The organism is Mangrovibacterium marinum (genome assembly GCF_003046625.1).
Classification (GTDB): domain Bacteria; phylum Bacteroidota; class Bacteroidia; order Bacteroidales; family Prolixibacteraceae; genus Mangrovibacterium; species Mangrovibacterium marinum.
The window spans coordinates 21,510-40,661 of the sequence record NZ_QAAD01000003.1 but is presented as its reverse complement, the minus strand read 5'-3'; the positions used below and the strand labels follow the sequence as shown (position 1 = coordinate 40,661).

The 19,152-nt window shown below is 49.9% G+C and carries 14 protein-coding genes; 5 read left to right on the top strand and 9 right to left on the bottom strand.

Annotation, left to right across the window (positions count from 1 at the left end; translation table 11 throughout):
• The first annotated feature begins 154 nt into the window (after positions 1–154).
• From C8N47_RS03445 to C8N47_RS03430, 4 genes are all read left to right on the top strand, one after another.
• Positions 155–562 (top strand): OsmC family protein, encoded by a 408-nt coding sequence (locus tag C8N47_RS03445; RefSeq protein ID WP_107821137.1) that lies wholly within the window; start codon positions 155–157, stop codon positions 560–562.
• 57 nt (positions 563–619) lie between these two features.
• Entirely contained in the window at positions 620–1,852 is a 1,233-nt protein-coding gene (gene serB, locus C8N47_RS03440; RefSeq protein ID WP_107821136.1) for a phosphoserine phosphatase SerB, read from the top strand.
• A gap of 237 nt (positions 1,853–2,089) precedes the next feature.
• Positions 2,090–2,875: an SGNH/GDSL hydrolase family protein gene (locus tag C8N47_RS03435; RefSeq protein ID WP_107821356.1), complete on the top strand. Its 786-nt coding sequence runs from the start codon at positions 2,090–2,092 to the stop codon at positions 2,873–2,875.
• A 14-nt stretch (positions 2,876–2,889) separates the two neighbouring features.
• A complete protein-coding gene (locus tag C8N47_RS03430; RefSeq protein ID WP_107821135.1) occupies positions 2,890–5,160 on the top strand; it encodes an ATP-dependent helicase in 2,271 nt (756 codons plus the stop codon).
• Positions 5,161–5,361: 201 nt separating this feature from the next.
• On the opposite strand, the gene C8N47_RS03425 is transcribed toward C8N47_RS03430, so the two are convergent.
• The 8 genes from C8N47_RS03425 to C8N47_RS03390 all read right to left on the bottom strand — a co-directional run bounded on the left by C8N47_RS03425 (position 5,362) and on the right by C8N47_RS03390 (position 16,767).
• Positions 5,362–5,664, bottom strand: coding sequence for a HigA family addiction module antitoxin (locus C8N47_RS03425; protein WP_107821134.1), 303 nt, complete (start codon positions 5,662–5,664; stop codon positions 5,362–5,364).
• Positions 5,665–5,681: 17 nt separating this feature from the next.
• Positions 5,682–5,957, bottom strand: a complete 276-nt coding sequence (locus C8N47_RS03420) for a type II toxin-antitoxin system RelE/ParE family toxin (protein WP_107821133.1) — start codon at positions 5,955–5,957, stop codon at positions 5,682–5,684.
• A gap of 228 nt (positions 5,958–6,185) precedes the next feature.
• Positions 6,186–8,888: a DEAD/DEAH box helicase gene (locus C8N47_RS03415; protein ID WP_107821132.1), complete on the bottom strand. Its 2,703-nt coding sequence runs from the start codon at positions 8,886–8,888 to the stop codon at positions 6,186–6,188.
• Between the two features lie 120 nt (positions 8,889–9,008).
• A complete protein-coding gene (locus tag C8N47_RS03410; RefSeq protein WP_107821131.1) occupies positions 9,009–9,362 on the bottom strand; it encodes a heavy-metal-associated domain-containing protein in 354 nt (117 codons plus the stop codon).
• 118 nt (positions 9,363–9,480) lie between these two features.
• Positions 9,481–11,064 (bottom strand): efflux RND transporter periplasmic adaptor subunit, encoded by a 1,584-nt coding sequence (locus C8N47_RS03405; RefSeq protein ID WP_107821130.1) that lies wholly within the window; start codon positions 11,062–11,064, stop codon positions 9,481–9,483.
• A 38-nt stretch (positions 11,065–11,102) separates the two neighbouring features.
• The gene (locus C8N47_RS03400; protein ID WP_107821129.1) at positions 11,103–12,401 is read right to left on the bottom strand and encodes a TolC family protein; all 1,299 of its coding nucleotides are present in this window, start codon (positions 12,399–12,401) and stop codon (positions 11,103–11,105) included.
• Positions 12,391–16,248: an efflux RND transporter permease subunit gene (locus tag C8N47_RS03395; protein ID WP_107821128.1), complete on the bottom strand. Its 3,858-nt coding sequence runs from the start codon at positions 16,246–16,248 to the stop codon at positions 12,391–12,393. The genes C8N47_RS03400 and C8N47_RS03395 overlap by 11 nt, the downstream gene beginning before the upstream one ends.
• 126 nt (positions 16,249–16,374) lie before the next feature.
• The gene (locus tag C8N47_RS03390; RefSeq protein WP_107821127.1) at positions 16,375–16,767 is read right to left on the bottom strand and encodes an HYC_CC_PP family protein; all 393 of its coding nucleotides are present in this window, start codon (positions 16,765–16,767) and stop codon (positions 16,375–16,377) included.
• A 333-nt stretch (positions 16,768–17,100) separates the two neighbouring features.
• Here C8N47_RS03390 and C8N47_RS03380 point away from each other — a divergent pair, with 333 nt between their 5' ends.
• Positions 17,101–18,237 carry an aldose epimerase family protein gene (locus tag C8N47_RS03380; protein WP_107821125.1) on the top strand — a complete coding sequence of 379 codons (1,137 nt, stop codon included), beginning with the start codon at positions 17,101–17,103 and terminating at the stop codon, positions 18,235–18,237.
• A 226-nt stretch (positions 18,238–18,463) separates the two neighbouring features.
• Here the strand turns inward: C8N47_RS03380 and rpiA are convergent, their stop codons facing one another.
• A complete protein-coding gene (gene rpiA, locus C8N47_RS03375; RefSeq protein ID WP_107821124.1) occupies positions 18,464–19,129 on the bottom strand; it encodes a ribose-5-phosphate isomerase RpiA in 666 nt (221 codons plus the stop codon).
• Positions 19,130–19,152: the final 23 nt, after the last annotated feature.

Sequence of the window (19,152 nt, the reverse complement as noted above, 5' to 3'; positions counted from 1 at the left end):
AAGTCATGTTTCGGGAAAAACGAATATAGCAGAATTTTCGCTCATCAAGGCGTGACTGCTATTAAACCCGATGGCTTTTGTCGGTTTCGGGGCAACTTAATCTGCTGAACGTTCGATTTTTTTGTATTTTCGGGTCGTTAAAAACGGACTATTTATGGTTACCATCGAAACAAAATATTTGGGCGATTTGCGGACGGAAAACATTCATCTGCAATCGGGGGCTAAAATCATCACCGATGCGCCCTGCGACAATCGCGGAAAGGGCCAGTCCTTTTCGCCAACCGACCTGCTGGCAACAGCACTGGGTAATTGCATCATGACCATTATGGGAATCAAGGCGATGGACAACGGGATCGACATTGTGGGTACCCGTTTGGAAATTACCAAGATTATGGCCTCCGATCCGCGCCGGGTTGCCGAGGTGGTTGTGGCTTTTTTCTTCCCGGCGGATAAAGCGTACACCGAGGAAGAAAAGCAATTAATTGAAAGTGTTGCCGGAATCAGCCCGGTGCCTTTTAGCCTTCACCCCGAATTGAAACAAACCATCCGGTTTAACTGGTAATCGGCCCACATTTATTGAACCACTAAGAAAAGCCTGCCAATAGCGGGATCTGCAATTATGGAGACGACAAAAAAAGAACGCGAAATTATATTACTGAATATTTCAGGGCCCGATCAACCGGGCCAAACAGCATCGCTGACCGCCATTTTAGCTGAATATGATGTGGCTATCCTGGATATCGGCCAGGCGGTTATTCACGAAAACCTGGGACTGGGAATTTTGATCGAGATTTCGGAGAAGGCCGACTCGGCACCCATCCTGAAAGATGTTCTTTTCCGGGCGCACGAGCTGGGCTTGCGGGTGAAGTTTACGCCAATTCCCGAAGCTCGTTACGACGAGTGGGTCTCGCATCAGGGGAAAGACCGTTTTATCATTACGTTGTTGGCCCGTCAGCTAAAAGCCTGCCATCTGGCGCGGGTGACCAAGGTGATTTCCGAACAAGGATTGAATATTGACATCATCTCGCGCTTGTCGGGGCGTATTCCGCTGAACGATCGCGACCGCAAGACCAAGAGCGTTGTGGAATTTTCGGTGCGGGGAACGCCCAGAGACGGAGAGGCCCTGAAACGTGAGTTCATCGGGATTAGCAAAGAAACAGGCGTCGACATTGCCTTTCAGGTCGATAATATGTATCGCCGCAACCGCCGTTTGGTTTGTTTCGATATGGACTCAACGCTCATTCAGGCTGAAGTGATTGACGAATTAGCCCGCAAAGCCGGTGTTTATGACGAAGTAAGCTCGATTACCGAAGCAGCCATGCGCGGCGAGCTGGATTTTCAGGAAAGTTTCAAAAAGCGCATCAGCTTGCTCAAAGGGTTGGATGTATCGGTGATGCAGCAAATCGCCGAAGAGCTTCCCCTAACCGAAGGGGCCGAGCGCCTGTTCCGCACCCTGAAGAAATTTGGCTACAAAACCGCCATTCTTTCCGGTGGTTTCAACTACTTCGGAAACTTTCTGAAATCGAAGTTGGGCGTTGATTATGTTTTTGCCAACGAGCTGGAGGTCGAAAACGGCAAGCTTACCGGTCGCCATGTTGGCGAAATTGTCGACGGTGCCAAAAAAGCTGAGATGTTGAAGCTGCTGGCGTTTAAAGAAGACTTGCACCTGGAGCAGGTGATTGCCGTTGGCGACGGATCGAATGATCTGCCCATGATTCAGCTGGCCGGTTTGGGCATTGCTTTTCATGCCAAGCCCAAGGTGAAGGCCTCGGCTAAGAACTCCATCAGCGAGATCGGCCTGGATGCCATTCTTTATCTGATTGGCTTCCGCGATCGCGAGATTAATGACTAACAATCGGACAACGATAGATATCGAACGAAGGGCTTCAGTTTATTTTGACGCCCTTCGTTGTTGACAGGGGCTGCAATGTGCTGTGATCCCGCTTCAATTATTATTACCTTTCGCTTTCCTTTTTCCAACGAACGACGGCCGCGAAGTGAATATCAGTTATGACATTCCTGCTGGCTGGCGTTTTCTGCGCTTATGGCGAAAACTTCCGTGTCCTTCGCGGTTAAAAACAACAATAAAATGAACAACTTCAAGCCCAACCGACGACATTTTTTAAAGCTGGCAACGATAGCGGGTGTTGGTACTGCCGGACTGGCCACAGCCTGCGCCAACTCAAGCCGAAAACCGGAGAAACCCGAGCGTGAAAACCTGACTTTTCTGTTCCAGGGCGATTCCATCACGGATGGCAACCGTGGACGAACCGACGATCCCAACCACATTCTGGGCCATGGTTATTGCTTTGCGGTATCGAGCCGTATTGGCGCCGATTTTCCGGAAGCCGGTTTTCAGTTTATTAATCGTGGTATTAGCGGCAACACGGTGACCGATCTTTCGAACCGCTGGCAAGCCGATGCCCTCGACCTGAAGCCCGACGTGCTGAGCCTGCTGGTTGGCATTAACGATGTGAATGCGCTGGTTGAAGGCAGTGAGGCGGCAATCGATCTGGAGACTTTTGAAGCAACGTACCGCGCGCTTTTATCGCAATGCCGAGCACAAAATCCTGAGCTTTTGATCGTGTTGGGACTGCCGTTTTTCTTCGCTTCGGGCTGGCGAAAGGATTTTTACGAGCAGTGGCATCCGCTCACCTTGCAACGTGCCGAAGTGGTGAAGCGTATCGCGGCTGATTTTGATGCGGTGCTCGTGGACTACCCCCGCGTATTTGACGAGGCACAACAGCGCGCTCCCATCGATTATTGGATTTGGGATGGCGTGCATCCGACCGTGTTTGGGCACGAACTGATGGCTCGCGAGTGGATCAAACAGGTGAGCGAGAGACTGCAGTTTTTGAACGTGTACAAGCAATAATAGCTTAGGATAATATGCGATATAAGCGACTTCATTCGCGAATTAAGGGCTCATCAAACGATTTCGAGCAGATGGCCAGTGCCTTCGAAGCAGAAGGACAGGCATTGATGCATTCGTTTGCGCCGCAGATCAATCAGCCAACTTCGGATTATGCAGGGGAAATTGAGCGCATCCGGCAGATTGACGAAAAGCTGGGGCGCACCTTTCAGCGCCTGAACCGCCACCAGCGGCACGCGGTTTTTCACCCGGCACAGCGGGCTATTCTTTCGGCCATGGTGGGCAGCGGCAAAACCACGGTGCTGATTGCCAAAATTTTCTACTTGCATTTTGTCGCGCACATCCCGTTTGAGCAAATGGTGGTGCTGACCTTCACTAATAAGGCCGCGCGTGAAATCAAGGAGCGGATCGGTAATTTTCTGGGCGAGCCGGATGCTGCCCGAAACAAGCAATTGCGCTACTTCGGAACCTTCCACGCCATTGCCCGGCAGTTGTTGAACGAACATCCATCGTTGGGCGAACTGGGCTTCAAACCCGATTTTCTGATCATGGATGAGGAGGAAAAGCAGGACTTTCTCGGTCGCCTGGTTACTCAGGAAAACCTCACCATTAAATACCAGAATCAGCTGGCCCGGCGATGGCGCAACTACCGGCACAACGGCGAGACGCTGATGGGGAACATGAAGTCGGAAGATGATTTTGTTCGCCTGGTGGAACTGGCCGAAGCGGAAAAGCGCCGCAGCAATGTCCTGGATTTTGACGACCTGATCACGCTTTGCAATCGGCTGTTGGGAAAAGAAGTTCCAAGGTCTCCGAAGTGGATTATTGTGGACGAGTTTCAGGATTGCAGCGAGGAGCAGTTGCAGCTGATTGAACACCTGCGCGGCACCGACACCCGCCTGTTTGTGGTGGGCGACCAGAACCAGAGTATTTACGGTTGGCGGGGAAGCAAGGAACGTTTGTTCCAGGAAATTCAAGCTGAATGGCAGGCCGATTGGCTGGAGTTGCCGCAGAATTATCGCAGTACGGAGACGATTCTTTCCGCAGCGGGAAACTTGCTGAACGAGCAGCAGGCCTCGCTGGTGGCCACCCGCCAAAGTGGCAAGCCGATTGCGTTGGTCCGCCATTTCGACGACCAGCAGGAAGCTTATTACCTGCGCGAACAAATGCTGAGCCTGCAAAAAGAAGGTCAGTCGCTCGATTCGGTTGCGATTTTGTTCCGGAAGCATCAGCAAATTAAGTTGGTGGAGACGGTGTTCTCGCAGGCCGAAATTCCGTTCCAGTTGGTGGCCCGCAAAGAGCTGCGCGAAAACCCGGCGCAAGCCTTTTTTCTGCGTGTGTTGAAGTTGTGCGCCAACCCCAACGATTTGGATGCCTGCCTGGCCCTGGTTTGTGATGCCACTTTTGGCGCGCTGACCAAAAGCCGGACTTTGATTCAAATACTGCACGAGCGCGCACCGGGCGAAACAGTTTTGCAGGCTTGCGAAACTTATCTGGAACAACGCAAAAAGCAAAGTCCGCACTTGCAGCAACTCATCCGGCAACTTGGACGATTTGAAACGGACTTGCTGCGGAAAGCGGATGCTTCGGCTGACGAATTGCTTGACTTGTTAGCCCTGCGCCCGGTACTGAAACCGACTTCAATTCATCATGCAGACTATTTGGAATCCATCGCCGATGCCTGGGCTCAGCTACAGCGGTATATGAACGAAAAAGGCTGGGGCGACCGCAGTTCCATTTTTCGGGTGGCGCTGGACCAGGTGGTGCTGGAGGGTACTTTCCAGATCAACGAACGGATAAAAGAACAAGGGCAGGGCGTTCATCTGTTGACCATCCACGCTTCCAAGGGGCTGGAGTTCGACCGGGTGTACATTGCCGGCGCCAATACGGGCATCATTCCGCTGGCGCAACACAACAACGGCAGTTTGAATGTGAAAGAAGAAAAGCGCCTGCTGTTTGTGGCCATGACCCGTGGCAAAAATGTGGTGGAAATCGGCTGGCACGCCCAGCCCACTTTGCGCAATGCCGAGCCCAAACCCTCGTATTTCCTGAATGCCATTCCCGATGCCTTACTGGATCGACGCGAATCTGCTGCGGCAGTTGTGGCCGAAGTACCCGAACAAGCTACCGACGAATGGCCGATTGGTTGCCGGGTGAGTCACAAGAAATACGGTTTGGGTGAAATTGTGGCCGTCGATGAAAAAGAACTCCTCTGCCGCTTCGACTCGGTTGGCGAAAAATCCTTCTCAAAAGCCTTTGCCAAAGCGTTGCTGAAAAAGGAAAGCTAAGAGCCTTGCTCGTTCGTCACCCTGAACTTGTTTCAGGGCCTTTGGTCGGTAAGTTGCTGCTCCCGCGATAAAGAGATTATTCGAGCAAAAGCTGGAGGGGACTCTCGTTTGCCAATCGATGAAAATGAGGCAATCCCGATGCTTCAGGATGTCAAAACGAACCCTCGACCGGGCGATTTGACGGCCTGCCCACCGGACTATTTATCCCACTCGTTGCGCTGCGTTATTTTTTATTCTGACCAGTAGTTCCTGTTTACTCTCTCGCTCTTCCTCAATATCGTAGTCATCTTGTAAGCCAAGCCAAAATTTGGCAGTGGTTCCAAAGTAGGAGGCCAATCTCAGAGCGGTATCAGCAGTAATTCTTCTTTTCCCTTTAATTATCTGAGAAATTCGATTTTGTGGAATATCAGTATCTTTTGATAATCTGTATGCAGATATCTTAAGTGGTTTTAGAAATTCTTCCAATAAAATTTCTCCGGGGTGAATATTTGCAAGCTTATCCATCGTTTTTCCTCCAACCTTTAATGATAATCAATTATCTCAACATCGTGTGCATTATTGTCCTTCCAGCGAAATACGATTCGCCATTGGTCATTGATCCGGATGCTGTGAAATTCAGAACCTTGTAATTTTTCAAGGCGATTTGACGGCGGAACTCTTAAATCAGACCAGTTCTGTGAATTGTTAATCATTCTCATTTTTCGTCGTCCGGTTTGTTGAATTTCAATCGGAATATTTTTAACCCGATCGCCATGCCAAATCTTTTCGGTATTCTTAGAGCCAAACGAAACAATCATGTCGTCAACTTAGATTACTGACGTTAAAGGTAAGTGTTTTGTTTCGATTTGAAAAATCCAGAGAAAGGAGAGCTAATCCAATGTAATTCGTTCGTCATCCTGAGTTTATTCCAGGATCTCATGATCAGAACGGCGCAGACCTTGAAACACCCCGAATAATCGGGGCAGGATGACACTTCATTCCGCCTTCGCTTCTTTTCTCACGACTCATTACTCATTACTCACGTCTCACGTCTTCTCCTCTCCATCTTTGCCTCCCATCATCCGGCGAATCTTCAGTTCTTTGCGATGGTCGGTTTCATCGCCGGCGCGGAGCGAAAGGGTGAAAACCTCGGGCGTTTCCAGCAAATGCCCCAGTTCGGCTTTCAGGCCTTTGATGACGGTGTCGTTGTTGGCAATTTTGAGGATGCCCGAAGGAAGGTAGAGCGCCAACAGTTCGGCGGTTTGCTCCACGCGAAGCACTTCTTTCAGGAACTTCGAGCCAAAGCGGTCTTCCTTTTCAAAGCGCTGGAGTAGTTCTTCCCAGTTTGTTTTCACTTCATTCCATTTCAATTTTGGCAGGGCCGATTCTTTGGGGCGATTGACTTGTTCGCCTACGACGCCCGAAAGCGGGGAGGGCAGTTCTTTGTAGAAATTCCGAAGCGCCCAAAGGATCAAACTCTTGTCAATGCGGGCATCGCCCACACAAACCGGACAGCCCCGTTTGCAGGAGCACTCCTTCACCAAAGTGCCCGCATTCTGGATGATTTGACCGATAAAGTCGTACACTTTTTCCGAGAAGCCCAGCCCGCCGGGATAGCCGTCGTACAAAACCACGGCATATTTGGTGCGCTTGCTCTCCACATCCACAAAGGAGAATATGTCGCCGCCCAGGTCGCTGTCGGTGGCCATCACCAGCATCGAGGCAGCCGCTTTCAGGCAGTGCACCAGTCCTTCGCTGTAATCGTAGCGCGGAATTTTGCCATCGGGTGTGTTGGGCTCCAAAGCGGGGGCTTTCCCGGTAGCGACAAAGGTGCGCACCACAATATCCGGGATTTCAATCCAGCAGGCTTCCGTTTCCATCTGCGTTTTCAGGATTTCCGAAAGTTCGGTGTAGCCCAGGTTTTGGTGGGTGCTGAACTCTACCATTTTGAAGCCGGTCACGTTCACCGACACGCGCACATCGCCAAAAAAGCGGTTGATGCGGTGCTCCTTCGCATTTTCGTGCTCCATCAAAATGGCAATGTTGCCGGGCTTGTGCGGCTCGGTGTAATAGTTCGAATTGACTTCCTTCACCAAAGCCGTCTTGCTTTCCAAATCCAGTTGAAGCGATTTGTACTGAACGCTGTCGTGCAGGTAAATGGCGCCGGGGTAAAATTCCTTTTTCGCCTGAATGAGGTCGACCACCGTAATGGTCTCGTGTTTTTCGGTGTCCACCACCTTAATGGTGTCGCCGGTCAGGTTGCGCAGGCTGATTTCGTGCGCCGGCGATAGGTCGCCGCTCCACTGGTAGCTGTTGTTTTGCTCCACCAGCTCGCCCTCTTTTTGCAGCAGGGGAATAATTTCACCCAAATCGGGGAAGCTGGCAATATCGTCAATCGTTAAAGGTAGTTCGGCCGATGCCGCCCGAATGTGTGAGAGTTGAATGTAGAGGTTGTCGCGGTCGATGATGGCATTCTCCGAGTCGGTATTCAGCAGCCAGTCGGGATGGTTACCGACGTAATGGTCCAGCGGCTTTTCCTTCAGCATGACGATGGCATGCGCTTCCGAGCCGTTTCGGCCGGCGCGTCCCAGCTGTTGCCAAAAGCTGGCGCGTGTTCCCGGAAACCCGCCCATGACAACCGCGTCCAAACTGCCAATGTCAATCCCCAGTTCCAGCGCATTGGTGGAGACCACGCCCAGCAAAGCGCCGTCAACCAAATCCTGTTCAATTTTGGCCCGTTCGGCAGGCGAGTAGCCACCGCGATAGGCCGATATTTTGTCCGACATATCGATGCCGTATTCCATGGGGTCGGAGGCCAGCACGTCGCGGGTTTCCTTGGTCACAATCTCGGTTTCGCGCCGCGACTGGCAAAAGGTGATCGAGCGCACACCCGACAAAATCAGTTCGGGAAGGATGCCGCGCAGCTCCTCGGTGACGGCTTTTTTGCGCTTCGCCTTTTCCAAATATTCGGGTTGAAAGAAATGAATGTGCTTGGCCGGTGCCGGCGAACCGTCGCGTTCAACCAAATCGAAGGGCGTGTGGCAAATATTTTCAGCCAGTTCCAGCGGGTTGGCAATGGTGGCCGAGCTGCACAAAAAGCGGGGCCGGTTGCCGTGGTAGTCGCAAATGCGCAGCAGGCGGCGGAACACATTCGATACGTGCGAGCCAAAGGCGCCACGATAAGCGTGCAGCTCGTCAATCACAATGGTGTCGAGGTTGGCAAACAGGTGCGGAAAACCATATTTGTTGTGGTTGGGCAGAAAGCTGGCATTCAGCATATCCGGATTGGTCAGGATGATGTTGGCCTGTTCGCGGATGCGGCTGCGCTCGTTGGGCGAAGTGTCGCCATCGTAAATGCCCGCCTGAATGCGGTTCTCGCCAAAGAAAGCCACAAACTCGCGGATATTCCGGAACTGGTCTTTTGTGAGCGCCTTGGTGGGGTAGATGAACAGCACCCGCCGCGAGGGATTTTCCAGGATGCGCTGCACCACGGGCAGGTAAAACGAGAGCGATTTACCGCTGGCTGTGCCGGTGGTGATGACCACGCTTTTGCCGGCGTAGGCTTTCTCGAACATCTCGGCCTGGTGCGAGTAGAGTTTGCTGTAGCCCTGTTGTTGCATCCATTTTTGCAGTTCGGGGTGCAGCTTTGCCGGCGGCTCAACAAAAACGGCCGGCCGGGCGGGCAGGCTGCGGGTTGCGACAAGGCGTTCATCGTGTTTCAATAGGATACGGGATACGGCGTTATTCATGGCTCACTTTTTTTGGGACTAGCAAAGATAAACTTTTAAGTTGCGATCGGTATAAATTAGAAACACCCGGAAACAGGATCGATCCTGTGCCGGGTGTCGCTCGTTATGGACAACGGGCTGTTATTCTTTCACCGGTTTTTCCGGTGCCCGTTCATATTGGCAACAGCTGTGTAGTTTGTTGTAGGCTTCGTCGCTGGCTTTGTGCATGTCGGTATCATAACCTGCTTTAGCAATGGCCGCATGAACTTTGTGCACATCGGTTTTCGAGTCGTCAAAAGTCACCTCCATTTGTTTGGTTTCCTTGTTCCAATCGGCGGCGCTCACATCTTCAACCGAAAGGGCTGCTTTTTCAATTGTTTGTTCGCACATGCCGCAGTTTCCGTACACTTTAAATTTTTCCGTTTTGCTCGCTGCAAAAACGCTTGCTGTTCCCAGCAGGAACACCGTAATTAAGCTTAATACTTTTGTTTTCATCTTGTTGAATTTTAAATGGTTTACAAATATGTTGTGTTAGAGCACCAGAGTGCAATGTTCAAAAGTCCATAAGGGTGTTTGAATACTCAATACTTATTACTCAATACTCAATATTACTTTACCTATACAAACAGCATCCGGGCAATTCGTTGTACACCGAATCCGGGGCTTGGTATTTCTCGGTATCGTGTCCAACGGCGGAAATCGCTTTTTGAACGGCTTCATCCGAGGTTTTTTTCGGGTCGAAGTTGAGGTGCATCATTTGCTTGTCAGCATCCCATTTGGCAGAAAGAACGCCGTCAATACTTTGGGCGGCGGTTTCAATCCGGTCTTTACACATCTCGCAGTTGCCCGAAACTCTGAACATCGCATGTTCGGTGTTGTGGGTTTCACTTGGAGTGAAGCCATCAGTTTTTGCCACTGATTCGATCTGTGGCTGATTCATCATGCTGGGCAGCCCTTGCAGCTGTGCGGCCGCATCAATTTTGAACACGCCGTTTACGGCAACTTCTTCGCCTTCGTTCAGTCCGCTGGCTACCACGTAGTAGTTTCCGGTTTCCGGTCCCAGTTCAATTTCGCGGAAGCTGAAGGTTGGGTTTTCGGTGTCCGGAACTTTCACGTAGACCACCGATCGTTTGCCGGTCCAGAGCACCGCCGACTTGGGAATCAGCAGCTCGCTGCTTTTTTCGGCTTTCGCAGATTCCGCGATGCCGTTGACAAACATCTCCGGTTTCAGCGTTTGTTGCGGGTTGCTGACAACCACACGAACTTTGGCAACGCGGCTGGTGCCACTCAGAAATGGATCGATGTAGCTGATTTTGCCTTTGAAATCCTTGCCCGGCAGCGCCTGAACGGTGAAGTTGACCGGATCGCCAACTTTCAGCCAGGGAAGATCGCTTTCGTAAGCGTCGAACAAAACCCAAACCTGCGAGAGGTTGATGAGTTGAAACAGTTGCTGGCCGGTTTTCACATAGTCGCCAACGGCAATATTGCGGTTCATCACGGTGCCGGATATGGTCGCAAGAATATCGAAGTACGTTTGTGGCTTACCGCCGTTTTCAATGGCCGAGATTTGCTCATCGGTTAAATCCCAAAGTTTCAGCTTTTCGCGGGAAGCGCGGTAAAGCGATGGGCGAGAGTCTTTCATTTTGACAGCTTCCAGCAGTTCCCGTTGGGCAGTGACCAGTTCCGGCGAATAGATGGTTGCCAGCTTTTCGCCCTTACGAACCTGCTGCCCGGTAAAGTTCACAAAAAGCTTCTCAATCCGTCCGCCAAAGCGTGCGGTCATTTCTGCAATATTGCGTTCGTCGGCTTGTACTTTGCCCTGCAGGTAGATTTGCTTTTCAGCAGCGCCTTTACTTACCGCCATGGTTTGGATGGCTGCCAGTTTCGCAGCCGACTCGGTCATCACGATGTCATTCGGATTCGCGGTTTCCTCGTCCGACTGCATGGAACTGAGCGGGATTAGATCCATGGAGCATATTGGGCATTTCCCTTCGTGATCCATTCGGATTTGCGGGTGCATAGAGCAGGTCCAGATTTCGGCTTCGCTTTCGTGATCGTGATCTTCGTGAACTGCTGTTTCACTTGTCGTCGGAGCACTATCTGAAGGGCTAATGATCCAACCCAGCAGCAAGCCCACAGTCAAAACGACGATCACCAATCCGTAGTTTTCTTTTATTTTTTGAATGAGATTCTTCATTTTCTTTCGATTCTAATATTCAAGATTCTAATCTTCCCTTATTTGCCCATCAAATAATTGATGAACGATACCGCAGCCTGCTTGTCGGAGCGGGCTTTCTCGAGTTCCAGTCGGTACATTAGCAGTTTGCGCTCCATCCGGAGGATTTCTTCGAAGTTCTTGCCCGAGTTGCTGTACTCTGTCTCCAGTAAGTCGATGGACATTCGTGCCAGCTTGGCTTGATTCTGATTGAGCGTGATCCGTCGGTCGGCATCCTGAAAATCTTTCCAGCCGCCTTCGAATACCGTTTCCAGAACATTTGATTTATTGAGCTTCTCGTTTGCCTTCGCTGTTTGCTGGTACACCACTTCGTTGATCATCGATCGGTATTTGTTGCGGTAAAGCGGAATGGTGATACCAACCTGGGGTAATACCAGCGCATCTTTGCCCGACATGTTGTTGGCACCTTTGCCAATGATCGTGTAGTCGAGACCAAGCATAATTTTCGGCATTCCTTCTTTGCGGGCAGCTTCCTGTTTATATTGAAGGGCTTCCTGCTGCATGTCGAGGCTGAGCAACTGGTGGTTTTGAGTCAAAATACTGTCGCGGATAGTTGCTTTGGTGTAGGGCAATCCTTCGTCCCAAAGGGTGTCGGGAAGACTAATCTGCTCTTGACCGCCACGATTCAGCAGTTTGTTGAACATCACTTGTTGGGCGAGCAATTTATCGCGCAACAAGGCCAGCTGGTTCTCCAAATCACCGATTTCCATTTCAATGCGGTATTCGTCAACCAAAGAGCTCATCCCTGCTTCAACCTTGATGAGCGCCAGCCTTTGCAACGACGATAATAGCTCGAGGTTGTCGGTGGTAACGGCAATGGCCGCATTTGTGAAATACAGGTTGAAATAAGTGCTTCGAACTTCGTTAAAGAGTTTGGCTTTCGACTCCAAAAACATCTCGTATTTCGCTTTGGCTGCTTCTGTTGCTACATCGCCTTTGGCCCGCAGGGTGCCAAACCAGGGGAACATTTGCGAAGCCGCAATTTTGAAGTTCATTGGCCCGTTTCTGGTTTCCACGGGGTTGATGAAATAGCCAAACATGACCTGCGGATCGGGCAAACTGCGAACTTGTGGCACGGTTTCCAGGGCCGCCATGTACTCGTTGAATGAGGCTTTCAGCCCAGGATTGTTCTCGGCCGCAACCTGCATGTATTTGTCCAAATCATGCTGAGCGGAAGCCGGAAGCGGAGAAAAAGAGACAAATAGCAATAGCATCCCTTTTAACAGGATGCTCCCCATCCCCTTAATGAGGGCGATGCTTTTGAATGATTTTATATTGATGCGGCAATTAGATTTCATGATCTTTTGTTTTTGAGATGGATGAATCGTCTCCGGATTCCCGTCCGTCGGAGGGCTTAGGGGAGGCTTTTAGTTTTCGTTCCTGCCACATACAAAACAACACCGGAACGACGAACATGGTCATCACCTGGATGATCATTCCACCGAAAGAAGGAATGGCCATCGGAACCATGATGTCGGAACCTTTACCGGTTGAGGTGAGTACCGGAATCAACGCAATGATAGTGGTTGCCGCTGTCATCATGGCCGGGCGTACCCGTTGCGAGCCAGCCTCCAGAACCGATTGGCGGATTTCGGCAACTGTTCCGGGTTTGTTCCGTCCGAACACTTGTTTCAGGTAAGTACCCATAATCACACCATCATCGGTAGCGACGCCAAACAGCGCAATGAAACCGACCCAAACGGCGACGCTCAGGTTAATGGTTCCCATCTGGAACATGTCGCGTATATTTATGCCTCCCAGATCGAAATTCATAAACCAGTCTTGCCCGTAGAGCCAGAGCATGAGGAAGCCGCCGGAGAAGGCAACCAGTATTCCGGAGAAGGTCATGGCCGACATGGTGACTGATTTAAACTGGAAGTAAAGGATTAGGAAGATCACAACCAGCGAAATTGGTACCACAATCAGCAGTCGTTTGGTGGCGCGGATCTGATTCTCATAGTTCCCGGTGAAGACATATTTTACGCCGGAAGGGATGGTGATCTCACCGCTGTCGATCTTTTCCTGTAAATATTGCTGGGCGTTTTCCACCACATCCACTTCGGCAAAGCCTGGTTTTTTGTCGAAAATGACATAGCCAACCAGAAAGGTATCTTCACTTTTAATCATCTGCGGTCCACGGGTATATTGAATGTCGACCAGCTCGCCCAGCGGAACCTGAACGCCGGCAGGGGTGGGGATGAGGACTTTCTTCAGATCATCCGGATTATCGCGAAACTCGCGGGCATAGCGCACCCTGACGGGATAGCGTTCGCGCCCCTCTACGGTGGTTGTATTTTGCATACCGCCAACAGCACTTCCAATTACCGACTGCATCCCCTGAATGGTTAAGCCATAGCGGGCAATCGCCTCCCGGTTTATTTTCAGCTCAATATAGGGCTTGCCCACAACCCGGTCGGCAAAAACTGACATTGGCTCCACACCATCAACCTGTTTCAGCTCATTCTCCAGTTCGTAACCTACTTTTTCAATGGTCTCCAAATCGGGACCGAAAACTTTAATGCCCATTGGCGCGCGCATACCGGTTTGCAACATCACCAAACGTGTTTGGATGGGCTGTAACTTCGGAGCAGATGTCAGTCCGGGAATGGTGGCTTGTTTGATGATCTCCTGCCAGATATCGTCCGGCGAGTGAATATTATCGCGCCATTGGCGGAAGTACTCGCCGTTTTTGTCTTCAACCAGCGTGGCTTTATCAATCAGGCGGAATCCGTCGTTTTTCGGATTGTAAACGGAGCCGTCCTTCAACAGAAATGCATTGTCTTTATTCACTTTAAAACGCATGCGGTGCCCGTCTTCGTTGAGGATGTATTCCGGTTTATAGTTAATGATATTTTCGTACATGGAAACAGGCGCGGGATCCAGTGCCGAATTTACACGTCCCCATTTGCCGACGACATTTTCAACTTCCGGAATGGCATTCACTTTTTTATCCAGCATGGCAATCACATCCAGGTTTTCCTGAATGCCGGAGTGGGGCATCGTTGTTGGCATCAAAAGGAACGAGCCTTCATCGAGCGTTGGCATGAACTCTTTTCCGATTCCCGGGAAGCGCTCGTTCGCAGCCTGCCAGGTCTTCGTGTTTTTGACCAAGTCGGGCATGAAACCAAAGGTCTTGTTGAATCCCTGCCAGATGACAATCCCCAGGATGACGACAAAAATGGGGATGCTCAGGAAAGTCCATTTGTTTGCCAGGCACCATTTCAAAATGGATGCATAAAAATGGACGATGGTCATCAGTGAACCCAAAACCACCCCGATAACAGCAATGGCAAACAGGAAGTTGGCGAGTAGGGAGTTTTGGGCTCCCATGGGCATCCAGGCTTTGGTCATGAAAAATACCACAACGGTGAGTGTAATGCCCACGTTGATAGAATTGGTGAATTGCCGGCGGTTTTCCGGCCAACGGTATTCCAACAGGTTGTTGACGCCAATGGCAATTAATGCCAGGGCAATCCAGTTGCCCGATAGAACGGGGAGCACGATGCCGGCACCAATCAGGATGCTGTTGAAGACAATCTTCAGTTTACGCTTATCGAACCGGATGGAGAAAACCACATTGGCGAAAGCAGGAATGAAGACCAATCCGATGAACAAGGCCGAAAGCATGGCAAATGTTTTAGTGAAGGCCAATGGCTTGAACAATTTCCCTTCGGCCGCTTCCATGGCAAAAACCGGCAAGAAGCTAATGACAGTGGTTGCCAGGGCTGTGATTACAGCTCCCGCCACTTCAATGGTTGCATCGTAGATTACGGTCAGCAGTTTTTTGCCTTTGGCTCCCAGGTTGTCGGGCATATCCAGGTGCCGGATGATATTTTCGGTGAAGACGACCCCGACATCCACCATCACCCCAATGGCAATGGCAATACCCGATAGGGCTACAATGTTGGCATCTACGCCAAAGCGCCGCATGAAGATGAAGGTCATCAATACACCAATGGGAAGCAAACTGGAGATGAGGAACGAAGCGCGTAAATTCAACACCAGCACAATGACGACGATGATGCTGATCAGGATTTCCAGCGAAAGCGCTTCTTCCAAAGTTCCCAGTGTTTCCTTAATCAGGCCGGTGCGATCGTAAAATGGTACGATGGTGACTTTCGAAACGGTGCCGTCGGCTAATGTTTTGGACGGTAGTCCGGGAGCAATCTCTGCAATTTTGGCTTTCAGGTTTTCGATGGTTTGCATCGGGTTGGCTCCATAGCGCGCCACTACAACACCTCCCACTGCTTCAGCCCCGCCTTTGTCGAGCCCTCCGCGACGGGTGGCAGGACCGAAATTCACCTTGGCCACATCTTTAATGCGGATCGGCACATTGTTGTTTACAGCCACAACGCTTTCCTCCAAATCCTGGATGGTTTCAATGTAGCCCAACGCACGAATCAGGTATTCAGCCCGGTTGTATTCCAGCGTACGGGCACCAATGTCGAGGTTGCTGTTTTTTACAGCATTCATAATTTGCATCACATTGACTCCGGCAGCTTTCATGGCATTCGGGTCGATGTCGACCTGGTATTCTTTCACAAACCCTCCGATGGAAGCCACTTCGGCAACTCCCGGGGCCGAAGTCAGCCCGTAGCGTACGTAGTAATCCTGTACGGAGCGTAGTTCCTGCGGATCCCAGCCGCCGGCCGGCTTGCCTTCCTTATCGCGCCCTTCGAGTGTGTACCAGTAAATTTGGCCGAGTGCAGTTGCATCGGGCCCCAGCGAGGGGCTTACGTCCTCCGGTAGTGTGCCGGCGGGTAATGAGTTTAGTTTCTCGAGTATCCGGGTGCGGCTCCAGTAAAATTCCACATTTTCATCAAAAATGATGTAGATGCTGGATAAGCCGAAGATGGAGTTGCTCCGGATGGTTTTCACGCCGGGGATTCCCAGAAGTGAAGTGGTGAGCGGGTACGAAATCTGATCCTCAATGTCCTGCGGACTGCGTCCCGGCCACTCGGTGTAGACAATTTGCTGGTTCTCGCCAATGTCGGGAATGGCATCCACCGGAACCGGGTCGGAGGGCAAAACTCCCGTATTCCACCCGAACGGTGAATTGACAACACCCCAACTGATCAAAACAATCAGAATGAGAAAGGTAACCAGCTTGTTTTCTAAAAAGAAACGAATTATTCTGTTGAGCATGGTTTTAGAATTTATAATTTTTGAATGTCGATTGATTAGTGGTAATAATCAATTGATCCAGTGCTACGTAAAAGCATAGGACGTCCGTGTAATCAGAGGATTCTGAAAACAGAACGATTCAAAAAATCATAAACGATAAACCTGTATGTCGGAGAGTCGCTCGCCCACGAGCTTGGGCGGCGGAGATTCCGCGTAAGCAATTTTTGTAATTTCTTCTGCCAACAGGCTTTCATGGAGCAATTCCAGTGCAAAAGTCGCCAATTCAATGGGGAAGAACGTAATATGATCCAGAACCAATGGAGACGTGTAATCTTCGTCTAACTGGTAAACCTGGTTTTCGTTGTGGCAGCATCCGTCGGCATCGCAGGCCCCCTCATCAGCTGCACAACCATCTGCTGTGCCTGTCATTACAGCTACATCAACCAGTTGTTCTCCGCAAAAATGCTTGGATACAGTGATCCCCGTTGTTAGGATTAACAACAGAAAAATGATCGTGATATGACTGATTTTGCGAACCATGAATTGCGATGTACCTGCAATTATAAACGATAATGCGGAGAATGAGTTCAGTAATCCGTGAAAATTTTGTGGACGTTCAACATTATTAACAAACGCCGAGCGGTTAAAATGGGGTGATTTATCGGCCCGGGGAATTGAAAGACATTGCTTTGCTGTTGGGGCAGGAACTGAACATCACCGTTCATGTCCCGGTCGATTTCTACCTGATGTTTTTAAACAAGATAAAATATCCGGATTCGGATATTAAACAGTTGCCAATTTTAAAAGTATTTTCCACCTTTGTTTTTCAAAGAACAAAATCAACATAAAACGAAATAACTTAATTCATCACTTATGAGAAGACTTCCTCTCTTTGTATTAGCGCTGGCTTTTGCATCCTGTCAACAGCCGGCAAAGAAAGAGCTCATGCCTTATACCAAGGCTGACTTTGAAACGACCGTTGACGGTAAACAAACCGGTTTGTATATTTTGGAGAATACCAACGGCATGAAAGTCGCGATAACCAACTATGGCGGTAAGATTGTTTCAATTTTTGCACCCGATCGCGACGGAAATCTGGCAGATGTTAATTTAGGCTGGAAATCGATTCAGGAATACCTGGATGTAGATAACGAATACGGTGCTATTATCGGGCCGTACGCCAACCGGATTGGCAACGCAACATTCACCATTGATACAGCAACTTACCAGCTGCCGGCCAACGATCATGGCAACTGTTTGCACAATGGACCGATCGGGTTTAAACATCGTGTTTTTGATGCCGAAGAAAAACTGACCGACGAAGGACAGGCCGTAGTGATGAGCATTGCTAGTCCTGACGGCGAGTTTGGTTTCCCCGGGAATAAGCAGGTGAGTGTAACTTACACCTTAACCGACAACAACGAGTTGAAAATCGATTACGAAGCAACAACCGATAAAGCTTGTCCGTTCAACCTGACCAACCACGCGTATTTTAACCTGAAGGGGGAAGGTAACGGCGATATTTTGAGCCATGTCATGTATCTGGATGCCGACTCAACAACGGTGATTGACGAGGAGTTGATTCCAACAGGAGAGATCGCTTCGATTAAGGGCACCGATTTGGATTTCACCAGCCCGACAGTTATTGGCGAGCGGATCAATTCGGATTATGAACCCATGAAACTTGGTTTGGGCTACGATCACAATTATATTCTGAACAAGGATCAGAATGCCGGAGAGATGACTTTGGCCGGTAGCCTTTATGAGCCGGAGTCGGGGCGTTATATGGAGGTTTTCACCACTGAGCCGGCTATTCAGTTTTATTCGGGTAACTTTCAGGATGGTTCGTTAACCGGGAAGTATGGTAAAACATTTGACCACAGAACGGGTTTGTGTCTGGAAACTCAACACTATCCGGATTCACCTAATCACCCGAACTTCCCGAATACAATCCTGATGCCGGGAGATACCTTGCACACCACAACGATTTACAAGTTTTCGGCTAAATAAGATGAGCTAGAAGGCAAATGTTAAAAAAATAAAGTCAAAAGAATAAAGTCAAAAGTCAAAAGTCAAAAGTCAAAAGACCAAAGACGAAAGTAAAAAGGCAAAAGAATACGAGTTCTCTTGCCTTTTTTCGTTATAGCTGTTTCATGCGAAAATGGCTGAATGGTCAGGCATTGTTAACGCTTGGTTGAACGATTTTTGTTCTTTTGCCTTGCCTTTCTTTTTGCCTTTATTCGATGACTTGGATTTCACCATCCGGGGTGTTACAAATCACCCGGGTGGCCATATTGGCGAATAAGCCATTTTCAACCACTCCCGGAATCTGATTGAGTTTGATGGTTAATGTTGCAGGATCTTCAATTTTCTCGAACTTACAATCGATGATGTAGTTCTGATTGTCGGTGATGAAGGGGGTTCCATTGACCGTGCGTAGCACCGGAGTGCATCCCAGCTTGGAGAGCAGGTATGCGGTCAGTTCGCTGGCAAAGGGGGTCACTTCAACAGGCAGGGGGTAGCTGCCCAGCACCGGGGAGCTTTTGCTCAGGTCGGCAATGCAGATAAATTCTTTACTGATTGAGGCTACAATTTTTTCGCGCAGCAAAGCCCCGCCGCCACCTTTAATTAAATTTTTCTGAGGGTCAAATTCATCGGCTCCGTCAATAGCCAGGTCGATGGAGCGAACCTGATCGATATCGAGCAAAGGGATGTTCAGCTCACGGGCTAACTGTTCGGTGGCTTTCGAGGTGGGGACAGCTTGAATTTTCAGGCCATCTTTGACCAGTTGTCCGATCTTTTGAATGGCATAGACGGCTGTCGATCCGGTTCCCAGTCCTACGATCATTCCATCTTTGATGTACTCGGTTGCTTTTTCGCCAACCAGCTGTTTTGGATTCATTTTACTTAAGCTTATTTCTGAAT